Below are 22,889 nucleotides of genomic sequence, written 5' to 3' on the forward strand. Positions count from 1 at the left end.
GGCCAGAATTGACGATTGCTTTCGGTTACAAGGCCTGCGGCTCACCCTCACGCGAGCCGCCCCAAGCGGCGTCAAGCTCAATGACCTCACCGCAGGACGCAGGGTCATAGCCCTCGAGTTGCGCAACCGATGCACGGAATTCGCCGCCGCGGAGCAACGCCAATACCGTCGCAAGCGGTTCGTGCGCGAGGTGAGCACGATCGCACGCGAAATAGTAGTCTTCATCGGCGATTTCGATGAAATCGAGTCCGAAATGGTGCGCGGCCGGCTCGACACCGAAACCCACATCGGCCATGCCGCTCGCCACGAACGCGGCGATCGCCGAATGCGTGAGTTCCGAAGATGCGTACCCGTTGACGCGTTCGGGATCGACGCCGATCCGCGTGAGCAGCAGATCGATCAGCATGCGGGTGCCCGAGCCCGGCTGCCGGTTCACGAAGCGGATGTCACCGCGCGCCAGATCGGCGAGCCCGGTGACCTGCTTGGGGTTGCCCCGCCCGACGAACAGCCCCTGCTTGCGCTGCGTGAGATGGATGAGCACATGTCGCTGCGGGTCCAGCCAGCCGCGGTAGGCATTTGCGCACGCCGCCCGGAAGTCGCTGCGCGGCAGGTGAAAACCCGCAAGATCGCATTCGCCGCGCGCGAGCGCCGTGATCGCATCGACGCTGTCGCGGTACTTGATCTGCACCGGCACCTGGTCGGCGACGAGCGCCGTGACGAGAGCGGCCACCGCGTAGCCGTGCGAGGCATGGATGCGCAAATCCTGCGCGGCGGGCGCCAGCCAACGGTTCAGGTCGCTCGCCACTTCGCTCGCCAATGCGTCCAGGTTGCCCTGCAGTCGCTCCGCGCACAGGCGCTGCGAGCGCAGCACAGACTCGCCCAGTTCCGATAGCACGGAGCCACGGCCGCGCGCTTTGGCGATCAGTGCGCCCCCCAGGCGCGCTTCCACTTCACGCAAAACGCCCCACGCATGGCGATAGGACAAACCCTTACGCTGCGCGGCTTGCGCGATGCTTCCCTCTTCCGCGACGAGCGCAAGCAACGGCACAACGTCCGTCAGGCTTGCCTCGCGACCTTCCGCGTCGCGCACGACCAGCTGCGCATGGCACTCGACCTTGATCATTATGAAGTCTCCCTTCCTATTGCGTCTGCCTTTGCGGGGGCCTATTGTTCGGTCAGACAACAAGACAACCGCAGCATAGATGCACGCTTTATGAATAACAAGTGCATATATGCCCTGGAGAAGCCCCATGATGGAAGAGACAGCTGTTAGCGCGCCGGACGCTCTCGTCCAGCGTCACGTGCAACCGGGCCGCACACTGCTTGCGATCCTTCACGCGATCCAGGACGAAACCGGTTTCGTACCGCCGGACGCCGTCGTGCCGCTCGCGAAGGCGCTCAATCTTTCACGCGCCGAAGTGCACGGCGTGATCACCTACTACCACCACTTCCGCACTGCGCCGCCCGCGCCGGTCACCGTGCAGCTGTGCCGCGCCGAGGCTTGCCGCAGCATGGGGAGCGAGGCGCTTGCGCAGCACGTCGAGGCGCATACCGGCTGCCGTTTCGGCCAGCACGGCCACGACGCCGAACATGCTCACGCACACGACGGCCCGGTCGCGCTGGAGTCCGTTTATTGCCTCGGCCAATGTGCGCTCTCGCCCGCCATGATGATTAACGGCACTTTGCACGCAAAAGTGACCCCGCAGAAGTTCGACAAGCTCTTCGCCGCCGCGATGACGGTCGTTGCACGCGCTCAGGAGGCCGCATGACTCGCGTCTATGTCCCCCGCGATTCCTCGGCCCTCGCACTCGGCGCGGATGCCATTGCCGAAGCCATCGAATGCGAAGCCGCCGCGCGCGGCATCAGCATCGAACTCGTGCGCAACGGCTCGCGCGGCCTGCTTTATCTCGAACCGCTCGTCGAAGTGCAGACCGCCGAAGGCCGCGTAGGCTACGCGAACGTCGAAGCCGACGACGTCGGCGCGCTCTTCGACGCCGGCTTCCTGCAAGGCGGCCAGCACCCGCGCAGCGTCGGCCTCGTCGAGCAGATTCCGTATCTGCGCAAGCAGCAGCGCCTCACCTTCGCACGCATCGGCATCACCGATCCGCTTTCCACCGACGACTACGTCGCCCACGGCGGCCTCGAAGGATTGCGCGAGGCGCTGAAGATGACCGGCGCCGAGGTCTGCGAAGCGCTCGTCGAATCGGGCCTGCGTGGCCGCGGTGGCGCCGCGTTCCCGGCCGGCATCAAGTGGCGCACCGTGGCCAACGCGCAAGCCGACCAGAAGTACATCGTCTGCAATGCAGACGAAGGCGATTCGGGCACGTTCTCCGACCGCCTCGTGATGGAAAGCGACCCTTACGTGCTGATCGAGGGCATGACGATCGCCGGCATCGCGGTGGGCGCCACCGTCGGCCATATCTACGTGCGCAGCGAATATCCGCATTCGATCGCGGCGCTCGAGGAAGCCATCCGCCGCGCGCGCACCGCCGGCTGGCTCGGCGACGACGTGCTCGGCAGCGGCAAGCGCTTCGACCTGTTCGTCGCCAAGGGCGCGGGCGCTTATGTCTGCGGCGAGGAAACCGCGCTGCTCGAATCGCTCGAAGGCAAGCGCGGCATCGTGCGCGCGAAGCCGCCGTTGCCCGCGCTCGCCGGCCTCTACGGCAAGCCCACGGTCATCAACAACGTCATCACGCTCGCCACGGTGCCGATCATCTTCGCGAAGGGCGCGGCGTTCTACAAGGACTTCGGCATGGGCCGCTCACGCGGCACGCTGCCGTTCCAGCTCGCGGGCAATATCGCGCGCGGCGGCCTGGTCGAACTCGCGTTCGGCGTGACGCTGCGCGAGCTGATGGTCGACTACGGCGGCGGCACCGCCAGCGGCCGCCCCGCGCGCGCCGTGCAGGTGGGCGGCCCGCTCGGCACCTATCTGCCCGAGAGCCAGTGGGATATTCCCATGGACTACGAAGCTTATGCGGCCGTTGGCGCGGTCGTGGGCCACGGCGGCATCGTCGTGCACGACGACACCTCGAATCTCGCCGAACTCGCGCAGTACGCCATGGAGTTCTGCACACTCGAATCGTGCGGCAAATGCACGCCGTGCCGCATCGGCTCGACGCGCGGCGTCGAGGTGATCGCGAAGATCCGCAAGGGCGACAGGTCCGAAAAGCAGGTCACCTTGCTGCGTGACCTGTGCGACACGATGGTGTCCGGCTCGCTCTGCGCGATGGGCGGCATGACGCCCTACCCGGTGATCTCCGCACTCGATCATTTCCCTGAAGATTTCGGTCTCGAACCTGCTACTCAACCGGCGGCGGCCGCCTGAACGAGGAACCACCATGTCCGACACGCTCATGAATCAGGCCGGCGGTTGCGGTTCCGGCAATTGCGCCTGCAAATCGGCGGCAATGAACAAGGCAAACGCGCGCTCGCCCTTCGACGACACCGATTACGGCACGCCGCTGCGCCACGCCGATGTCGATGTCACGCTCGAAATCGACGGTCAAAGCGTCACGGTGCCCGCGGGCACCTCCGTGATGCGCGCCTCCATCGAGGCCGGCGTCAACGTGCCCAAGCTTTGCGCGACCGATTCGCTCGAACCGTTCGGTTCGTGCCGCCTGTGTCTCGTCGAAATCGAAGGCCGCCGCGGCTACCCCGCTTCGTGCACGACGCCCGTCGAAGCGGGCATGAAGGTGCGCACGCAGAGCGACCGCCTGCAGAAGCTGCGCCGCAACGTGATGGAGCTGTACATCTCCGATCACCCGCTCGACTGCCTCACCTGCCCCGCCAACGGCGACTGCGAGCTGCAGGACATGGCGGGCGTCACCGGCCTGCGCGAAGTGCGCTACGGCTTTGACGGCGCGAATCACCTCAAGGACAAGAAGGACGAATCGAACCCGTATTTCACCTACGACCCGTCGAAGTGCATCGTCTGCAATCGCTGCGTGCGCGCCTGCGAGGAAACGCAGGGCACGTTCGCGCTGACCATCGCCGGGCGCGGCTTCGAGTCGCGCGTCGCCGCGGGTGCGAACGAGCCGTTCATGGAGTCGGAGTGTGTGTCGTGCGGCGCGTGCGTGGCCGCCTGCCCGACCGCGACGCTGCAGGAAAAGACCGTCGTAATGCTGGGCCAGGCCGAGCACTCGGTCGTGACCACCTGCGCGTATTGCGGCGTGGGCTGCTCGTTCAAGGCCGAGATGAAGGGCAATGAAGTGGTGCGCATGGTGCCGCACAAGAACGGCCAGGCGAACGAAGGCCATGCGTGCGTGAAGGGCCGCTTCGCGTGGGGCTATGCCACGCACAAGGACCGCATCAAGAAGCCGATGATCCGCGCGAAGATCACCGATCCGTGGCGCGAAGTCAGCTGGGAAGAGGCGATCAACCATGCCGCGAGCGAGTTCCGCCGCATCCAGGCAAAGTATGGACGCGATTCGATCGGCGGCATCACGTCGTCGCGCTGCACGAACGAGGAAACGTATCTCGTGCAGAAGCTCGTGCGCGCCGCGTTCGGCAACAACAACGTCGACACCTGTGCACGCGTGTGCCACTCGCCCACGGGCTACGGCCTGAAGACGACGCTCGGCGAATCGGCGGGCACGCAAACCTTCGCCTCGGTCGACCACTCCGATGTGATCATGGTGATCGGCGCGAACCCCACCGACGGCCACCCCGTATTCGGCTCGCGCCTGAAGCGCCGCGTGCGCCAGGGCGCGAAGCTGATCGTCGTCGATCCGCGCCGCATCGACATCGTCGACACTGCGCACGTGAAGGCCGACCATCACCTGCAACTGCGCCCGGGCACCAACGTCGCGATGATCAACGCCATCGCGCACGTGATCGTCACCGAAGGGCTCGTCAATGAGTCGTTCGTCGCCGAGCGCTGCGAAACGCGCGCATTCGAGCAATGGCGCGATTTCGTCGCGCTGCCGGAGAACTCGCCCGAGGCCATGGCCGAAGTGACCGGCGTGCCGGCCGAACAGGTGCGCGCCGCCGCGCGTCTCTACGCAAAGCAAGGCAACTCGGCGATCTATTACGGCCTCGGCGTGACCGAACACGCGCAAGGCTCGACCATGGTCATGGGCATCGCCAACCTCGCCATGGCCACGGGCAACATCGGCCGCGAAGGCGTGGGCGTGAATCCGCTGCGAGGCCAGAACAACGTGCAGGGTTCATGCGACATGGGCTCGTTCCCGCACGAGCTGCCGGGCTATCGCCACGTGGGCGACTCCACGGTGCGCGGCCTTTTCGAGAGCGCCTGGAACGTCGCGCTGCAAAGCGAGCCCGGCCTGCGCATACCCAACATGTTCGACGCAGCGCTCGACGGCTCCTTCATGGGCCTTTACTGCCAGGGCGAGGACATCGTCCAGTCGGATCCGAACACGCAGCACGTCGCCGCGGCGCTCTCGTCGATGGAATGCATCGTCGTGCAGGACATCTTCCTGAACGAGACGGCGAAGTACGCCCACGTGCTGCTGCCCGGCTCATCGTTCCTCGAAAAGGACGGCACGTTCACCAACGCCGAGCGCCGCATCTCGCGCGTGCGCAAGGTCATGCCGCCGATCGCCGGCTATGCGGACTGGGAAGCGACGATCCTGCTCTCGCGCGCGCTCGGCTACGAGATGGACTACACGCATCCGTCGCAGATCATGGACGAGATCGCGCGCCTCACGCCCACTTTCCACGGCGTCTCGTACAAGAAGCTCGACGAGATGGGCAGCATCCAGTGGCCGTGCAACGAAGCGGCGCCCGATGGAACGCCGATCATGCACATCGATGCGTTCGTGCGCGGCAAGGGCAAGTTCGTCATCACGAAGTTCATCGCCTCGCCGGAAAAGGTCACGCGCCGCTTCCCGCTGCTGCTCACGACGGGCCGCATCCTCTCGCAATACAACGTGGGCGCGCAGACGCGCCGCACCGAGAACTCGCGCTGGCACGAGGAGGACCGCCTCGAGATCCATCCGGTGGATGCCGAAGACCGTGGCATTCGCGACGGCGACTGGGTGGGCATCGAGTCGCGCGCCGGCAATACGGTGCTGCGCGCGAAGGTAAGCACGCGCATGCAGCCGGGCGTGGTCTACACGACGTTCCACTTCCCGGAATCGGGTGCGAACGTGATCACCACCGAAGCTTCGGATTGGGCCACGAACTGCCCCGAGTACAAGGTGACGGCCGTGCAGGTCAGCCACGTCCAGCAGCCGTCGGAATGGCAGCGCGAGTACTCGCGCTTCAACGCGACCCAGCTCGACCTGCTCCGCCAGCGCGAAGCGCTCACCACTTCGGGGAAATAAGGCGATGAAAGCAGATCACCTGATCGACATGGCGAACCAGATCGGCATGTTCTTCGAATCGCTGCCCGATCGCGAAGAGGCGCTCACGGGCATCGCGGAGCACATCCGCAAGTTCTGGGAGCCGCGCATGCGCCGCACGCTGCTCGCGGCGCTCGACAGCGAGGGAAAGGACGCGGGCTTCACCCAGATCGTGTTCGAGGCGCTCACGAAATATCGCGAGACCTTGATGCCCGTGGCAGCCTGAGCAAGACCCGCCGGGCCTGCCCATCCGGTCGCGGGCCCGGCGCCGCACGTTCGAACGACATTCAGAGCGGCGGAGGCTGAACGAGGCCCGGTGCCGCGTACCAGGTCTCACAGTGGCGCAGCAACGCATTGAGGTCCGAGACCGGGCGCCCCCGCGCACCGATATAGCCATCGGGACGCACGAGGTAGAACGCGGGCCGCGTGCGCCCGTACGATTCGTCTAGCGAGGGCGCCCCTTCGCCCGCCAACGGTGTCTCGCCGTTGGCGAGATCGGCGATCCACCAGACTCGTAGCGCCTGCGGAAAGAGCCGCTCGACAGCCTGGGCGAAACGCTCGAGCGTCGCGCCCGCGTCTGCGCCGTTGTTCGTCGAAGCCGCATCGGCATCGCCCTCCACCAGCAGGAACAACGAGAAGCACGCCGGGTCGTGCAGATCGAAAATGCGCCCCTTATCGGGCGCCTTGCCCAGTGGACCGTCCACCACCCGCACGAAGGCGTCCGGGGCGCGTTCGCCGGCGCGCGGGCCACCGTCCAGCACGCGCTCGAGCGTGAGCGGGCTGCGGCGATACTGGATCGACAGCTCGCTCACCGCCTGGCGCGCGGCGTCGCGCAGCGGCCCCAGCGCGACGAGCGCCGGCATCACGCGCTCGCGCAGCAGCTTCAGCGGTCCGTGATCGGCTTCGACCAGCTGCGTCATGAAGCTCGTTTGCTGGAGCACGAGGCGCTCGATGGGATAGCGCTCGGCGTGATAGGTGTCGAGCAGGCGCTCGGGCCCGCCGCCCGCATGCACGCGCGCGATCTTCCAGCCCAGATTGAAGGCCTCCTGGATGCCCGTATTCATGCCCTGTGCGCCCGCGGGGCTGTGGACATGCGCGGCATCGCCGGCAAAAAAGGTGCGCTCGACGCGCAGTTGCCGAACCATCCGGCTGTTCACGCTGAAGTACGACGCCCAGCTCATGTCCGAGACGGAAACAGGATGATGCATGCGCTGCAGGACGATCTCGCGGCACTCTTCCAGCGTGGGCACGGGAATCGTGCCTTCGGGCGCGGCAGGCAGCATTGCCTTGTGGTCGGCGATCAGGCGGTAGCGGCCATGGCCGAACGGAAAAAGCGCAGCGAGACCCTCGCCCGAGGCGAAAACGTGAAACTCGTCGTCGGACCATGGCGTGCTCGCGCTCAGGTCGGCGAGCAGGAACGATTGCGCCATCGTCTCGCCGTCGAACTTCATGTCGAGCCGGTGGCGCACGGTGCTATGGGCGCCGTCGGCGGCGATCACCCAGGCGCAGCGCAGCGATTCGACGCGCCCGTCAGGGCGGCGCACTTCCGCGCTCACACCGGCCGAACCCTGGCTGAATTCGAGCAGTTCGGAGCCGCGCTCGATTTCCACGCCGAGCGTCGCGAGATGTTCGGTGAGAATGCGCTCGGTGACCGTTTGGTCGATGAAGAGCAGATAGGGATAACGCGTGAACAGCGGGTCGAAGTCGAGCCGCGCGCGGCGCTGGCCGTTCGAGTAGAGGTTCGCGATGTGCGCGCGATGACCGAGTTCGAGAAAGGGCTCGACGATGCGGTGCTGCTCGAACAGTTCGAGCGTGCGCGCCTGAATGCCAATCGCTCTCGAATGGCGGCCTGGCTGCGGCGCGCGATCGATCAGCCTGACCGGAATACGCGCGCGCGCAAGGCTCATCGCGGCGGCGAGCCCGGTGGGTCCCGCACCCACGATGAGCACGGGCGCGAGAGAAGAAGCCACGGCCATGCAGAACCTCCATGCGCTCGGTACCGCGTAGTGTATCGCCCGCGCCCCGACCGGTCGCGCGGCAGCGCATCAAATGCAGCGCGACTTGCCGCGCTTCAGCGTGAATGCGAATGCCCGTGTGCCTGCGTGCGCCCCTCTGCGCCGCCTGGCGACTCGAGCGCGCAGCGATGCTCGCTCGTGCCGAGATCCACCTGCAGCGTCGCGTGCCGCATTCCAAAGCGCGTGTTGAGCGATTCGACGATACGGTCGAGCGCGGCGTCACCGGGATGTCCCGCCGGCATCACGAGATGCGCGGTGAGTGCGCAACCCGTGGTGGAGAGCGCCCAGACGTGCAGGTCATGCACATCGATCACGCCCTCCTGCTGCGCGAGGAATGCCCGCACGCGCACGATGTCGACGTTGCCTGGCACCGCGGCGAGGGCGAGGCGCACCGACTCGCGCAGCAGCCCCCAGGTGCCGTACACGATCACCAGCACGACGGCGATGGACATGAGCGGATCGATCCAGTTCCAGCCGGTCGCGAGAATCACGAGACCGCTCACGGCCACGGCCGCGGAAACGGCCGCATCGGCGGCCATGTGCAGGAAAGCGCCGCGAATGTTCAGGTCGTCCTTTTGGCCACGCATGAAAAGCCATGCCGAAAACCCGTTGACCACCATGCCGACGGTCGCGACGACGAACACGTCGAAGCCCGCGACAGGCGCGGGATGAAACAGGCGCCCAAGCGCTTGCGCGAGGATCGCGCCGCACGCGAGCAGCAACAGTGCGGCGTTGGCCAGCGAAGCGAGAATCGACGAGCTGCCGAAGCCGAACGTGAAGCGCGCGGACGGGCGGCGCGTCGCGAGCCACGCGGCGCCCCAGGCGAGCAGCAGACCGAGCACGTCGGAGAGATTGTGGCCGGCGTCGGCCAGCAGCGCGGTGGAATGCGCCAGCAGGCCATAAGCCGTCTGAACGACGACGATGAGAACGTTCAGCGCGACGGCGATCGCAAACGCGCGGCCATGACCGGTGACCGGCCCGTGATGATGGTGATGGTGGCCGTGCCCGTGATCGTGCCCGTGCGGTGCCTGGGCGTCCTGCGCACAGGCATCGTCGTGGTCGTGGTCGTGATTGTGATCGCGATGCTCACCCGGCTCGCCGTCTGGACGACGCGCATGCGCAGTCGTTGCATGCGGCGTCTGGCCGTGCGCCTCGTCGAACCACACCGGCGCGTGATCGTCCTCGCGCTCCTGCGCGCCCTTGAGGTCGTTCGCGCGATCAGCGGCCGTCATGCGCCCTCCTGCCATTGCGTGGAGGGCTCGGCCACGTGCTCCAGCATGCCGGCGAGCATTGCGCTGATATGCGCGTCCGCGGCCACATAGAACACCTGCTTGCCCTCGCGTTCCGCGCGCACGATGCGCGCTGCACGCAATAACCGCAGATGGTGGCTCACGAGCGACGGCGACAAATCCAGCGCATCGGCGATCGCACCGACGGCGAGCCGCTCCTGCACACAGGCGAGAACGATGCGCAGACGCGTGGCGTCGCCAAGCAGGCGAAAGAGGTCGGCGAGCGGCACTGCGCGCTCGTCGTCGGAAACTGGGGTCATGATGACGTGCAATACATATGAACAGATGTTCATATGTTAGTTCCACGACGGATCCTGGTCAAGTTCCCGTCAAACATCAGTCAACTTCGGGAGCGGATTCGCGACTGTGGGAAAATGCCGGCTTTGCGTCCCGAACGTTTGCTTTTCAGTCATGGAACCCGTTTTTGTCCGCGCGTACGCCGCACATCGCGACGGCCGGCTGGCTGACGCCGAGCGCGGCTACCGCGCGACGCTCGCCGCCGATCCCGTGCACGTCGATGCGCTGCATCTGCTCGGCGTGCTGCGGCACCAGCAGGGCCAGCACGCCGAGGCTGCGGATCTCGTGCGCCGTGCGGTCACCTTGCGCCCCGACGACGCCGCGCTCCAGCTGAACCTCGGCAACGCGCTGAAGGCGCTCGGCGAACTGGACGGCGCGATCGAACGCTTTCGCAACGCGCTCACGCTCGCGCCTGCCTTCGCGCTCGCGCACTACAACCTCGGCAACGCCTACGCTGCGATCGGGCGCCACGAGGACGCCATGTACGCGTTCAGCCACGCCGTGCGCCTGCAGCCCGGGGACGCCTCCTCGCACAACAATCTCGGCAACGCGCTGCACGCGCTCGGCCGCCACAGCGAGGCCGCCGACTCGTTTCGCCGGGCGCTCAAGATCCGGCCCGGCCACGGCGGCGCGCACAACAACCTCGGCATGGCGCTCAATGCGCTTGGCGACAGCGCGGGCGCGCTCGATCACTTCCGCAAGGCGCTGAGCGTGCAGCCGCGCTTCGTGGCCGCGCACTTCAATCTCGCGAATACGCTCGATGCGACCGGCCAGCACAGCGAAGCCGTGGGCGCCTTCGAAACCGCACTCGCGCTGCAGCCCCGCTTCGTGCCTGCCCTGTTCGGGCTCGGCAACGCGCTCTCCGCGCTCGGCCGCCACGACGAAGCGGTCGGGCCCTACGAACGAGCGATCGGCTTCGACCCGAAATTCGCCCTCGCGTGGCTCGCGCTCGGCAGCGCCCATCATGCGCAAGGCCGGCATGCGGCCGCACTGCGCGCCTTCGATCAGGCGCTGCGCGTGCGCCCCGATCTCGCCGCCGCGCATCTGAATCGCGCGCTCACGTGGCTGACCCTCGGCGACTTCCAGCGCGGACTGCCCGAGTACGAATGGCGGCTCGATCCCGCCGCCCGCGACGCAGCGCAAGCCAACGCGCCGCGCGGCGCAGGCTTTGCCTCGGCCCCGCCTGGGGCCATGCCGATGGCGTCGATCGGGCCGCGTACGATGGCAGGCGCACTGCCGCGCTGGCACGGCGAGCCCCTGAACGGCCGCACGATAGTCATCGAAGCCGAACAGGGTTTCGGCGACACGCTCCAGTTCGTTCGCTTTGTGCCCCTCGTTGCCGCAGCCGCGGCACGCGAAGGCAACGGGCGCGTCGTGCTGGAAGTGCAGCGCGCGCTCGTGCCGCTCATCGCGCCGGCAGCCCTTGCCTGGCGCGTCACGCTCATCGAACAGGGCGCGCCGCGCCCCGCCGCCGACCTGCACTGCCCGCTGCTTTCCCTGCCGCTCGCCCTCGGCATGACCATCGACACGTTGCCCGCGCGCACGCCTTACCTCAACGCCAGCGCCGCCTACCGGCGCAAATGGCGCGGCTCGCTGGGCGGCCAGGCGCGGCGCAAGATCGGCCTCGCGTGGTCGGGCCGCATCCAGAAGCACGAGAACCGCGCGATTGCACTATCCATGCTCGAGCCGCTTTTCGCGCTCGACGGCATCGACTGGATCGTGCTGCAACCGGACCTGAGCGCGGCCGAACACGCGGCGCTCGACGCGCACCCGCGCGCGCGCTCGATCCATCGCCTCGGTGGCAAGTTCGAGGATTTTGCGGATACCGCGGCCGTGATCGAGCGTCTGGACGGCGTCGTGTCGATCGATACCTCGATCGCTCACCTGGCGGGGGCGCTCGGCACGAAGCTATGGGTCATGCTGCCGTTCGCCGCGGATTGGCGCTGGTTCACTGGCACCGACGACAGCCCCTGGTATCCGTGCGCGCGGCTCGTACGCCAGCCGCGGCCGCACGCATGGGCAGAAGTCGTCGAAACGGTCGCGAGCGAATTGCGCGAAGCATGAGCCCTACCGCGGTAGGGAGCGAAACAAAAGCGGGGCGCCCGAGTGAACTCAGCGCCCCGTTTTCATTGATCGCGCCGGGCGGGCGATTCGATGATCAAGCCGCCTTGTACTGATCACGCGCTTCGGGCGTGCGATAGAGCACGAGCGTCGCGATGAGGCCGCACGTCGGCGGTTTCTTCCCTTTAAATTACATTACGTATTCCTCAATCTTTCGCTTTCCTGACTCCGCCGCGAGCGCTCCCGGATGCGGCACAATAGGCGCAGCAGGGCTCGGCGCGCGGCCCCAGACGCGCGCCTTGACTCACATGGCCCAGACGCCACCATTCTGCATGACCCAAGCCTCCGCCCTTACACTGCGCCCGGCCACCGTCGCCGATGCCGCCTTGCTCGCCTCCATGCACGCCGCAAGCTGGCAGGCTACTTATCACGCACTGCTGCCCGCCGCGTTTCTCGAGCACGATGTCGCAGCCGAGCGCGCCGCCTACTGGCGTGCGCGTATGGAAGCGCCTGGCGGCGACCGACGTCTCGTGCTGATCGCCGAACTCGACACGGGCGCTGCTGCGGGGTTCGTCTGCGCCGAGCGCCAGCCTGGATCGCCGTGGGGCGTGCTCCTCGACAATCTCCATGCGTTGCCGGCACATCAGGGCATTGGCGTCGGCAAGCGGCTCATGCGCGCCGCGCAGGACTGGGCCCGCGCGCAGGGCGAAGCCCAGCTCTACTTATATGTGCTCGACGGCAACACGCCCGCGATCTCGTTTTACGAGCGCCAGGGCTGGACCTACTCGGGCTCGGAGCCCGATCGCATGGGCGGCATCGACATCACGGCATTGCGCTACGTGTATCGCCTCGACCGTATGTGAGGCACGACTCCGCCGCTTGCCTGGCGATCTCGTCATCGCGGCCCACGGGCACTATCTTTTAGGACATCTCCGATAGAGCGTCGAAAAGGGGACTGTCATCATCTGTGGCATCCCCATTTTTTCCACGCGCCGCAGGCGACTCACTTTTCGCGCCGCCGATGATATTGCCTCCCGGCGCCGGCGCCACACCGGGCTGCGAGAGATCGATGTCAACATTCCCGTTCGTTCAGGTTCAAGGCGCGCTGGCCTTGCCGCACATTCGCCCGCTTGCCCGCTTGCCCGTGTCATTTGGGCGGGAATGGGCGCTCACGCCCCCTCATTCCAGCTTGCGGGCCGAACTGCGAGCGCTTTATGCGGCCATCCTGCGCACCGTCTGCCTGAGCGCCGAAGCGTTCCGCGCCGCCGCGCGATGGGACACCTGCCATAGCCCGGCGCCGCAGTCTCATCGCCCCGTTGCCGCGCCCATTGGGTCGCAAACTGACTGCGGGCCGACGGCCGCCCGCGCCGCATACGCGGTCAGCTCACCCGCGACGTCGCTCGGACACAAGCCACCGGCAGAGCAACACAGGCTCGCTGGCGGCGCAGTCGCGATTGGCGGTGCGGCGTTGCTCGCCTGGATCGTCGCCAGTCACGCGCCTCATGAAGCGGCAACCGAAACCGGCAGCGCGAATGCTCGCCCTGTTCCAGTCACGCATCAAGATGCTTCGCGTCATCTTGCCGAAGCGCGCGCGCAGCACGAGCCCCTCGTCACCGGCCCAGTCAGGCAGGCTGCGTTGCCACCCTCTCCCCCTGCAACGTCCTTGCCGCGCGGTGCGGACTCAATGTCCGTCGAAGCGGCCGCGGTGCCAATGGCGGACAAACGGGCTCCCGTCGTTGCAGCTCCGGCGCCGGCACAGGTTCACCGGGCCGAAGCAGCAACCGGCCGCAGGCCTGCGCAAGCCAACCTGGCTGCGCGCACGAAACCCGATTTCAGTTTGCGCGCGCACTCGAAAACCGTTGCTCCCGCGCGACTAGTCCAGCGCGAGCCGCGCGGCGCCGAACGCATCGCCACGCAAACCGCGACGCAACGCAAGGTCACCGCGCATCACGATGTCCACGAATTCGCCCCCCATCGTGAAACGCGGCCGGTCACGACCCATCGCGCGCGAGGCGCCTACTCGGAAGCGTCGAGCTATTCACCCCGACAGACCGGCGCGAATCAGGCCGACGAATTCGCTTCCATCCTCGCTTATGCGAAAACGTACGCCCCGGCGCAAGCATCGACCCGGCCAGCCGTGCCGGCAGATAGCACGGAGTGGGTGAACCATGTTTCACAGCGTCGCCTCACCGAGGTCCCAGACCGGTTCGCAAAATAACGCACAATTTTCGCCACAAAAAAACCCGGCTTAAAACCGGGCTTTTTTGTGGGTCGCGTAAGAAGCAAGCCAGGCAACAAGGCGGACGACCGCTCCCGCATTCGCCGGCCGCTCCCTTCAGTGTCGCGCAGTGGGCAGGCCTGCCTCCGTCGCGCGCTGGAGCGCATCCACCTGGCGCTCCAGGTCTCGCAGTTGCGCCTGCGCCTGTGCCTTCTGCGCATTGAGCGCCGTGGCGTCGCCCTGCACTTGGCGCTGGTGGGCATCGACCCGCGCCTGTTGCGTGCGCGCGATGTCGAGGTCGGCCTGCAACCGGCGCGCGCGCGCTTCGGACAGCGCGATCACGCGCTCGATGAAGGTCTTTTGCGCCTCGAGCTGCGTGCGCCGTATCTCAACCTGGGCGAGTTGCTCGGTTTGACGCACGAAATCGGCATAGATCGCTTCCGAACGCGCTGCGTCCTGCGAACGGATCACGCGCCAGAAGTGCTTGTCCTGAAACAGCACGACGTAGTACGTCATCTCCGGCGGGTAGAAGAAGAGGCTCGCACCGTAGCTCGCGTTATAAGTCGTACGGAGTTCGACGAGTTGCGCGTCGTGAATCAGTTGCATCAGCGTGGCAACATCGCCTTGCGACGCGCCGGCGCTGGCCTGCTCATCAGGATTGCTCACGGCTGGCAGCACGCCGGCCGGCTGCGGCGTCAAGCTGCCGAGCGCCGGGCGGCTGCCCGCGAGCGGCGCCCTTTCTCCAGCCGCGGCGGGCGCGGAGCCCATGTTCGCCGCGTCGGCCGGCATGCCCGCCCATGCCGTTGCGCCCCGCTGCAGCAGTATGAGGGTCGCGGCGCTGAGCATCACACGGCGCAACGTGATCGAATGCTTCATACCTGCCTATTCCGTCCATGATTCTCAGTAACCCTTCATTATCGCCGCGGGAAAATCTCAAAAATGAGGTTTAATTTTAGATAGGCCGACGAATCGCAAGATTAGGACGATTCTTATGCGATAAGGACGCCCATCCCGAGCAGAAAGGATGCAAGCTGCGTAGGACTCCGAGGCATGGACCCAAAAGACCATGCCCCAAGGATAGCGGGGCGCGCAGGCTGCGCGCGGCCGGTATGAGATGGCAATCGCCGTGGTCGGCGATCAAAAGCGCGTTTCGCGCGCCGAGCGAAGGAAGGTGTCGAGCAGCGGCGTGCAATCGAGCAGTTCCGGGCCGCCCGCGCGGTGAAACTCGGGGTGCCACTGCACGCCCACGACGAACGGCGCTCGCCGGTAACGCACTGCCTCGATGAGCCCGTCGCCGGCCGATACGGCCTCTACCGTCAAGTCACGCCCGAGGTTTTTCACGGCTTGATGGTGGATCGAGTTGACGAGGGCTTCGCGCCTACCGGGGAACATGCTCGCGAACGTCGATCCTTCCGGGAACGAGATCGAATGGCGATGCTGGTCGTAATGCTCGCTCACGTGAACGCCGGCAGTCGGCACGTCGCTGGCGATGTCCTGATAAAGCGTGCCGCCGAATGCAACGTTGATGAGCTGGCAGCCGCGGCACACGCCGAGCACCGGCTTGCCCGACTCGACGAACTCATGAAGCAATTCGAGTTCGTACATATCGCGCACGCGGTCGCCCGGCCACTCGGGGCGCGGCGAGATTTCCGCGTAGGTCTGCGGCGAAACGTCGGCGCCGCCCTGGAGCAACAGGCCGTCGAGATGCTTCGCGTAATCGCGCAACCGGATGTTGCTCGGATGCAGCATGCCCTGGTGGCCGACCGTCGGGATCATGAACACGATGACGTCGCGCGACATCACCCAGTGCGCAATCGACTCTTCGAGGTATTGCAACGTTTTGCCGCGCAGCCCCTGTGCCCCCGGCTCCGGGTGGAAGATCCGCGCCGAGACGCCGATGCGCAGCGTGCGCTGCGTGATGCGCTGACCGGCGCGGTCGAACAGCTGCCGTGCACGCGCCGCAACGATGCGGCCGAACACCGCCCACGCCGAATCGCTCGGACGCAGATAGCGCGGCGGCTCGGGCGGAATGGCGCCGGGCGGCGGCGGATGATGGGCCGTGAAGTCGGGCGCCTGGCCAAACCCGGGGGGCGCCGCCCCAGGACGCGCCTGCGCGGCGGACCCCTCGCCAGTGCTCACCGGCTCCGTGTGCGCAGCGGGTGCGGGTGCAAACGCGCCTGCGGCACTGGTTTCGCCGATCGGGATGCGCGGCGACGCGCCGGCGGGCGCCCGCTCCGGCAGTTCGCCCGGCGTCGAAGCGGCGGACGGCTGTGCGGCAGACGGCACGGCACCTGGCGTGACGGTCGACGCGCTGTCCGGCGAGTCGGTCGACGCGCGTTGCGCAGCTTCCCCGGAAGGCGAAGCGGTGGGCGACGATGGAGCGGGAGAACTGGAAGGGACGCCAGCGGAAGTGCCCGGCGATGGACCCGTTGCGCCTGTGGGAGCGGGAATCGAGGAGGACGGGGTGCCCGCAGGGCGGCTTGCACCGTCAGGGACGCCGGGGTGGTCTGATTTGTTTTCGCTCATGACGTGGGGTCAGGCGCGCGGCGCGCGAACGAATGAACAGGGCTTGATTATCCGTCGCACCGCACGCCGCCGCCACCCCTGCGCACAATTGCTCACATTCCATCGTATGTGAAAGGCTTCCCGGGACCACGGCTGCGCGAGCGAGCGCAAGCCGTGCCGCCTGCCGATGCGGCCAGCTCAGGCATCCGGCCGTTCGTCGAAGGTCTCGCGCAACGCTATCTGCATCGACGCGTGAATCTTCACGCACCAGCGCCACAGCAGCATGGTGAGCGCCGCCGCGCACACCAGCACCCCGATGAGAAAACCCGTGGGCGGCAGGATCGTCCCGGAAAGCGCGGCCACGAGGAGAAACACGCCGAACATCGAGACCACGGGCACCAGTTCCGCTATCACATGACGGATGGCGCGCGTGAAGCGCCCAGCCTTCTCCGGGTGCACGCTCACCTCGGCGAGCAGTCGCGCGAGCGACTGCGTCTTGCGCCACACCGCAACGAGAAACGGCATCGCGAGCATGAGCGCCGCGCTCCAGAGCACGACACGCTGGACGCGCTCGTCGACGATCCAGTGCGCGAGCCAGGGCGCCGCGTAGCGCGCGCCATAAGAGACGCCGATGAAGATCGCCGAGACAAGCGCGAGATTCACGGCAATCTGGAGGACGATACGCTTCGTGAGCGAAAAGATCGTGGGCCCGTCCGAGCGCGGCACGAGGCAGCGCAGCCACTGGCTGTACATCCCGAACACGTTGGAGACGGCGGGCGGCATGGCGCGGGCGAGGCGCTGCGAGAGCGGATCGGCGATGCGGATGAGGTAAGGCGTAGTGAGCGTCGTGATCGCGGAGACGGTCACCGCGATGGGATAGAGAAAGCCGCTCGTCACCTTCAGCGTGAGGCCGAGCGAGGCGATGATGAACGAGAATTCGCCGATCTGCGAGACGGTCATGCCCACGCGCATCGCGGTGCGTCCGTCGCGGCCCGCGAGAAAGGTGCCGAGGCCGCACGACACGAGCTTGCCGAGCACGACGGCAAGCGAGATCACGGCGATCGGCCAGGCGTAGTCGACCAGCACGAGCGGGTTGAGCATGAGCCCGATCGTCACGAAGAAAATGGCCGAAAAGGCATCGCGCAGCGGCGCGACGAGATGCTCGATGCGGTGCAGATGGCGCGACTCGGCCATGACCGCGCCGATCAGGAACGCACCGAGCGCGATCGAATAATCGAGCTTCACGACGAGCAGGCAAAAACCGAAGCAAAAGCCCAGCACCGAGACCAGCAGCATCTCGTCGCTACCTACGCGCGCGACGTAGCCGAGCGCGCGCGGCACGACGAGGATACCCGCGAGCAGCGAAACGACCATGAAGAGCAGCAGTTTGCCGAGCGTGATCAGCGCGATGCCCGGCGACAGTTCGCCCGTCTGCGCTATGCCGCCCAGCAGCACGAGCATCGCGATGCCGAGAATGTCCTCGACGATCAGGACGCCGAACACGAGCTGCGCGAACGGCTCGCGCTTCACGCCCAGGTCGGAGAGCGCCTTGACGATGATGGTCGTCGACGAAATGGCGAGGATCGCGCCGAGGAACAGCGAATCCATCGTGGCCCAGCCGAACGCGCGGCCGATCTCGTAGCCCACCCACAGCATCAGCACGATTTCCGAGAGCGCGGCGACGATGGCCGTTGCACCCACCTGAAAGAGCTTGCGCAGGCTGAATTCGAGGCCGAGCGAGAACATGAGGAACACCACGCCGAGCTCGCCCATCGTCTGGATGGTCGCTTCGTCGTGGATGAGCTGGAAGGGCGGCGTGTATGGCCCGATGATCACGCCCGCCGCGATATACCCGAGCACGACCGGCTGCTTCAGGCGATGAAACAGCACCGTGACGACGCCCGCGAGCGCCATCACGACTGCCAGATCCTGAATGAAGCCGATTCCATGGTGCATGAAGACTTTCCTTACGAATTGCTATCAATGCCTTGCATGTTACCCGATGCGCAGCCCGATCCAGATTGCACGCCAGGAAAAAAGCCGACCTACAATGATGCGACCCTTGCCGGCGCCGTTCCCGCGCCTGCCGCCTGCGCAAGCATTTGGCTGATAAGGCCACCGCCCGCGCCGCCGCGCACATCGACTGCGCATTAATGGATTGTTCCGCCGCCATGACTACTGCTTCCGCCGCCGTCACTCCCACGTTCGCCCCGTTTCCGCCCCTCGCCCAGCTCGCCGCCGATCTGGCGGCGGGCCGCACGACGAGCCGCGCGCTCGCAGAAGTCGCGCTCCAGCGCATCGCCGATCCGGCGGGCCAGGGCGCGACCGTCTTCACGCACGTCGACCCGGAGCGCGTGCGCGCCGCCGCCGACGCGCACGATCGCCTGCGCGCGGCCGGCACGGTGCTCTCGCCGCTCGCGGGCATTCCCGTCTCGGTGAAGGATCTGTTCGACGTGGCTGGGGAAGTCACGCGCGCCGGTTCCACCGCGCTCGCGAACGCGGCGCCCGCCGCGGCGGACGCCGCCGCCGTCGCGCGCCTGCGCCGCGCGGGCGCGGTGCTCGTCGGGCGCACCAACATGAGCGAGTTCGCGTTCTCGGGGCTCGGTTTGAATCCGCACTACGGCACACCGCTCTCGCCCTACCACCGAGGCGTGCCGGGCGACGCGCGCGTGGCGGGCGGCTCGTCCTCGGGCGCCGCGGCCTCGGTCGCGGACGGCATGGCCGCCATCGCGCTAGGCACCGACACGGGCGGCTCCATCCGCATTCCGGCCGCGTTCTGCGGCCTCACGGGCTTCAAGCCCACTGCCGCACGCATCCCGAAACGAGGCGCCGTGCCGCTCTCGCCCACGCTCGACTCGTTCGGCCCGATCGGCAACACCGTGGCGTGCTGCGCGCTCGTGGACCGCGTGCTCGCCGGGCTCGAGTCTCACGTGCCGGCCGCGCGCCACCTCGAAGGCGTGCGCCTCGGCGTGCTGACCAACTACGTGACGGACGGCATCGACCCCGAGGTCGCCGAGACCATCGATACGGCGCTCAAGCACCTCGACGCCGCGGGCGCGATCGTGAGCGAGGTCCGCTTCGCCGCCTTCGAGCGCCTCGCCGACATCAACCGGATCGGCTTTTCGCCGATGGAAGCCTATGCGTGGCACCGCGAGCTGATTGCGAAGCATCGCGACCGGTACGACCCGCGCGTGCTCGTGCGCATCCTGAAGGGCGAGGCGGCCACCGCCGCCGATTACCTGGACCTCATCGCCGCGCGCGCGGCCGTGATGGAAGAGGCTCAGGCCACGCTGTGGTCGCGCTTCGACGCCGTGATCGCGCCGACCGTGCCGATCGCGCCGCCGCCCGTCGCCCCGCTCGTCGCCGACGACGACGTCTTCGCGCGCACCAACGCCCTCGTGCTGCGCAACCCGAGCGCGTTCAACTTCCTCGATGCCTGCGCGCTCTCGCTGCCTTGCCACCACTACGGCGCGGCGCCCGTCGGGCTGATGCTCGCCGCCGCGCCCGGGGCCGACGATGCGCTGCTCGCGATCGGCCGTGGCGTCGAGGCGGTGCTCGCGCCGCTGCGCTGATGTGCGCAAGAGCGGCACAGCCAACCCCTGTGCGCGCGCAAGGACGCGTCCCACGCCGCGCGCGACCTTCGCGCTAGAATCCCGTCACGCCGTCGCAGCCGCCCTGGCACTGCGCCAAACAACCGAACGAACGAGTCACATGAACGACGATAATGCGCTGTTGCGCCGCGAGCGCCGCCTCCTGGTCCTCCTTGGCGTGATCTGCCTCGCGCTGCTGGGCGGCGCCTTGTACTTCCAGTATGTCGAGCACCAGGACCCCTGCCCGCTGTGTATCCTGGGACGCTACTTCCTGATTCTGATCGCGGTGTTCGCGTTCTTCGGCGCGCGCATGACGAGCTGGCGCGGCGTGCGCGTGCTCGAAGCGCTCGTGGCGCTCTCAGCGTTCGGCGGCGTGCTCGCGGCCGCGCGGCTCGTCTGGGTGCAGGCGTTCCCGAGCTTTAGCTGCGGCTTCGATACCCTGCAGCCCATCGTCGACGGGCTGCCGTTCGCGCACTGGCTGCCGGGCGTATTCAAGGTGCAGGGCCTCTGCGAAACGACTTACCCGCCGACGCTGGGCCTGACCGTGCCCGTGTGGTCGCTGATCGCGTTCGCGATCGCGTTCCTCGCGGTGATTCACAGCCTCTGGCGTAACCGCCGCCGCCAGGTGTCGTGGCCCGGCATCCGCCGCTGAACGACTCGCGGCGCGGGCTGCCGCTTGTCTCTGCCGCCCGCGCCTTCGCCCCAGCTTAGCGCCCCTCCCCGCCTCATCCGCCGCCCGTCCTGCGGACGGCGTGTCCCGTTCGGGGCGACTTGCGCGCCACCCTGCGCAGCTGCCCCGGTTTGCGCACGTCATCGGCACGGCCAGGACCGTCCACGCACGAATGCCGCGCCATGCGGCACGCTGAGCGAGGCGCAGCGGCGCATCGTCATGACCCAGGCCGCATAACCCCCATCTCGCGGCGGAAATACTTTCGCGACACGAGCAGTGCTATCTTCGGAACTGGATGGCGATCTACGTGCGCGAGGCCGGCTTTGGCGCGCCCCTCCCGTAACGCGCGCCTGATCCGCAATGTCCCCGGGTTCACCATGACAACGCAAACCATCCGCTTCCTCCACCGAGGCACCGTGCACGAAGTGCACGATCTGCCTCCCACCCGCACGGTGCTCCAGCACCTGCGCGAGGACCTGCGTGCGTGCGGCACCAAGGAAGGCTGCGCGGAAGGCGACTGCGGCGCCTGCACCGTCGTCGTCGGCGAACTCGATGGCGAAGGCCGTCTCGCGCTCAAGGCCGTCAACGCCTGCATCCAGTTCCTGCCTACGCTCGATGGCCAGGCGCTCTATACCGTGGAAGACCTGCGCCAGCCGGACGGCGCGCTACACCCCGTCCAGCAGGCGATGGTCGATTGCCACGGTTCGCAGTGCGGCTTCTGCACGCCGGGCTTCGTGATGTCCTTGTGGGCGCTCTATGAGAACCAGCCCGCCGGGGCGGCCCTGCCGGGCCGCGACGAAATCGACCAGGCGGTCTCCGGCAATCTGTGCCGCTGCACCGGCTACCGCCCGATCATCGAAGCCGCCCTGCGCATGTTCGATGAAACCTGCTATCCGCGCGTGGCGCTCGATCGCGGGAGCGTCGAAGCGCAACTGCGCGCGTTGCAGCGCTCTGGCACGTTCGAGTATCGCGGCCCGGATGTGCGAGGCGCCGCGCACGGCGAAAGCACGTTCTACGCACCGCGCACGCTCGAAGCCTTCGCGACCCTGCGCGCCTCGCACCCCGAGGCGCGCGTGCTCGCTGGCGGCACCGACGTCGGCCTGTGGGTCACCAAGCAGTTCCGCGATCTGGGCGAACTCATCTACACCGGCAACGTCGCGGAGCTGAGGGCGATCGCTCGCGACGCGCAGACGCTCACGATAGGCGCGGCGGTCCCGCTCGAAGAAGCCTGGGCGGCGCTCGCCATCGATTACCCCGAACTGGCGGAACTGTGGGCGCGCTTCGCCTCGCTGCCCATCCGCAACGCGGGCACGCTGGGCGGCAACGTCGCGAACGGTTCGCCAATCGGCGATTCGATGCCCGCATTGCTCGCGCTCGACGCCACGCTCGTGTTGCGCCGCGCGGCGCGCGTGCGCGCGCTGCCGCTTGCGGCTTTCTACACGGGCTATCAAAAGAACGCGCTCGAAGCCGGCGAGTTCGTCGAGTCGATCCGCGTGCCGCGCCCCTCGCCGACGCTGCGCTTTCGCACCTACAAGATCGCGAAGCGCTACGACCAGGACATTTCGGCCGTATGCGCGGCGTTTGCGCTCGACGTGCGCGACGACGGCACGATCGCGAACGCGCGCATCGCCTACGGCGGCATGGCCGCGATCCCGCAGCGCGCCGCGCACGCCGAGGCGCTCCTCACCGGCGCACGCTGGGACGAACACGGCGCGCAGCGCGCGATGGAAGCGCTCGCCTCCGACTATCGGCCGCTCACGGATATGCGCGCGAGCAGCGCGTATCGCCTGAAGGTCGCGCGCAATCTGCTGTGGCGCTGCTGGCTCGAAACGCGCGACGATGCGCCGCTCGCGCTACGCGACGTCGACGCATTCGCGTTCGCCTTCGCCGACGACGGCGAAACGGTAGCCGCGGGAGCCAAGCCATGAACGACCAGGCCGAA

The 22,889-nt window shown here is 67.3% G+C and carries 16 protein-coding genes; 9 read left to right on the forward strand and 7 right to left on the reverse strand.

Annotated features, from left to right (window positions below; translation table 11 throughout):
* Nucleotides 1–25 precede the first annotated feature (25 nt).
* Complete coding sequence (locus tag VSR34_RS09705; RefSeq protein ID WP_028211683.1) at nucleotides 26–1,123, reverse strand: substrate-binding domain-containing protein; 1,098 nt, start codon at nucleotides 1,121–1,123, stop codon at nucleotides 26–28.
* Between the two features lie 130 nt (nucleotides 1,124–1,253).
* Between VSR34_RS09705 and VSR34_RS09710 the strand changes: the two genes are divergently transcribed.
* From VSR34_RS09710 to VSR34_RS09725, 4 genes are read left to right on the forward strand one after another with little or no spacing between them, the layout of a single operon-like run.
* Complete coding sequence (locus VSR34_RS09710) at nucleotides 1,254–1,769, forward strand: NAD(P)H-dependent oxidoreductase subunit E (RefSeq protein WP_028211682.1); 516 nt, start codon at nucleotides 1,254–1,256, stop codon at nucleotides 1,767–1,769.
* Nucleotides 1,766–3,325 carry a formate dehydrogenase beta subunit gene (locus VSR34_RS09715; protein ID WP_028211681.1) on the forward strand — a complete coding sequence of 520 codons (1,560 nt, stop codon included), beginning with the start codon at nucleotides 1,766–1,768 and terminating at the stop codon, nucleotides 3,323–3,325. The genes VSR34_RS09710 and VSR34_RS09715 overlap by 4 nt, the downstream gene beginning before the upstream one ends.
* A gap of 13 nt (nucleotides 3,326–3,338) precedes the next feature.
* On the forward strand, nucleotides 3,339–6,284 hold the full coding sequence (gene fdhF, locus VSR34_RS09720; RefSeq protein WP_028211680.1) for a formate dehydrogenase subunit alpha: 2,946 nt from the start codon (nucleotides 3,339–3,341) through the stop codon (nucleotides 6,282–6,284).
* Between the two features lie 4 nt (nucleotides 6,285–6,288).
* On the forward strand, nucleotides 6,289–6,528 hold the full coding sequence (locus VSR34_RS09725) for a formate dehydrogenase subunit delta (RefSeq protein WP_028211679.1): 240 nt from the start codon (nucleotides 6,289–6,291) through the stop codon (nucleotides 6,526–6,528).
* Nucleotides 6,529–6,589: 61 nt separating this feature from the next.
* Here VSR34_RS09725 and VSR34_RS09730 read toward each other — a convergent pair whose 3' ends face one another.
* From VSR34_RS09730 to VSR34_RS09740, 3 genes are all read right to left on the reverse strand, one after another.
* A complete protein-coding gene (locus VSR34_RS09730; RefSeq protein ID WP_342962397.1) occupies nucleotides 6,590–8,278 on the reverse strand; it encodes an FAD-dependent monooxygenase in 1,689 nt (562 codons plus the stop codon).
* Nucleotides 8,279–8,373: 95 nt separating this feature from the next.
* On the reverse strand, nucleotides 8,374–9,549 hold the full coding sequence (locus VSR34_RS09735; protein ID WP_342962398.1) for a cation diffusion facilitator family transporter: 1,176 nt from the start codon (nucleotides 9,547–9,549) through the stop codon (nucleotides 8,374–8,376).
* A complete protein-coding gene (locus VSR34_RS09740; protein ID WP_238327776.1) occupies nucleotides 9,546–9,866 on the reverse strand; it encodes a metalloregulator ArsR/SmtB family transcription factor in 321 nt (106 codons plus the stop codon). The genes VSR34_RS09735 and VSR34_RS09740 overlap by 4 nt, the downstream gene beginning before the upstream one ends.
* 151 nt (nucleotides 9,867–10,017) lie before the next feature.
* Between VSR34_RS09740 and VSR34_RS09745 the strand changes: the two genes are divergently transcribed.
* Both VSR34_RS09745 and VSR34_RS09750 read left to right on the forward strand, forming a co-directional pair.
* Entirely contained in the window at nucleotides 10,018–11,967 is a 1,950-nt protein-coding gene (locus tag VSR34_RS09745; protein WP_342962399.1) for a tetratricopeptide repeat protein, read from the forward strand.
* Between the two features lie 329 nt (nucleotides 11,968–12,296).
* The gene (locus VSR34_RS09750) at nucleotides 12,297–12,827 is read left to right on the forward strand and encodes a GNAT family N-acetyltransferase (protein ID WP_028211675.1); all 531 of its coding nucleotides are present in this window, start codon (nucleotides 12,297–12,299) and stop codon (nucleotides 12,825–12,827) included.
* A 1,472-nt stretch (nucleotides 12,828–14,299) separates the two neighbouring features.
* On the opposite strand, the gene VSR34_RS09755 is transcribed toward VSR34_RS09750, so the two are convergent.
* The 3 genes from VSR34_RS09755 to VSR34_RS09765 form a co-directional block, all read right to left on the reverse strand.
* Entirely contained in the window at nucleotides 14,300–15,058 is a 759-nt protein-coding gene (locus VSR34_RS09755) for a DUF2968 domain-containing protein (protein ID WP_028211672.1), read from the reverse strand.
* Between the two features lie 261 nt (nucleotides 15,059–15,319).
* Nucleotides 15,320–16,708: a type 1 glutamine amidotransferase gene (locus VSR34_RS09760; protein WP_028211671.1), complete on the reverse strand. Its 1,389-nt coding sequence runs from the start codon at nucleotides 16,706–16,708 to the stop codon at nucleotides 15,320–15,322.
* A gap of 177 nt (nucleotides 16,709–16,885) precedes the next feature.
* Nucleotides 16,886–18,643 (reverse strand): cation:proton antiporter, encoded by a 1,758-nt coding sequence (locus VSR34_RS09765; protein ID WP_342962400.1) that lies wholly within the window; start codon nucleotides 18,641–18,643, stop codon nucleotides 16,886–16,888.
* A 215-nt stretch (nucleotides 18,644–18,858) separates the two neighbouring features.
* Between VSR34_RS09765 and VSR34_RS09770 the strand changes: the two genes are divergently transcribed.
* The 3 genes from VSR34_RS09770 (at nucleotide 18,859) to xdhA (ending at nucleotide 22,875) form a co-directional block, all read left to right on the forward strand.
* Nucleotides 18,859–20,259 (forward strand): amidase, encoded by a 1,401-nt coding sequence (locus VSR34_RS09770; RefSeq protein ID WP_342962401.1) that lies wholly within the window; start codon nucleotides 18,859–18,861, stop codon nucleotides 20,257–20,259.
* A gap of 139 nt (nucleotides 20,260–20,398) precedes the next feature.
* Nucleotides 20,399–20,929: a disulfide bond formation protein B gene (locus VSR34_RS09775; RefSeq protein WP_028211668.1), complete on the forward strand. Its 531-nt coding sequence runs from the start codon at nucleotides 20,399–20,401 to the stop codon at nucleotides 20,927–20,929.
* A 395-nt stretch (nucleotides 20,930–21,324) separates the two neighbouring features.
* Nucleotides 21,325–22,875, forward strand: a complete 1,551-nt coding sequence (xdhA, locus tag VSR34_RS09780; RefSeq protein WP_028211667.1) for a xanthine dehydrogenase small subunit — start codon at nucleotides 21,325–21,327, stop codon at nucleotides 22,873–22,875.
* Nucleotides 22,876–22,889 lie beyond the last annotated feature (14 nt).

The organism is Paraburkholderia sp. JHI2823, assembly GCF_038900695.1.
GTDB classification, from domain to species: domain Bacteria; phylum Pseudomonadota; class Gammaproteobacteria; order Burkholderiales; family Burkholderiaceae; genus Paraburkholderia; species Paraburkholderia mimosarum.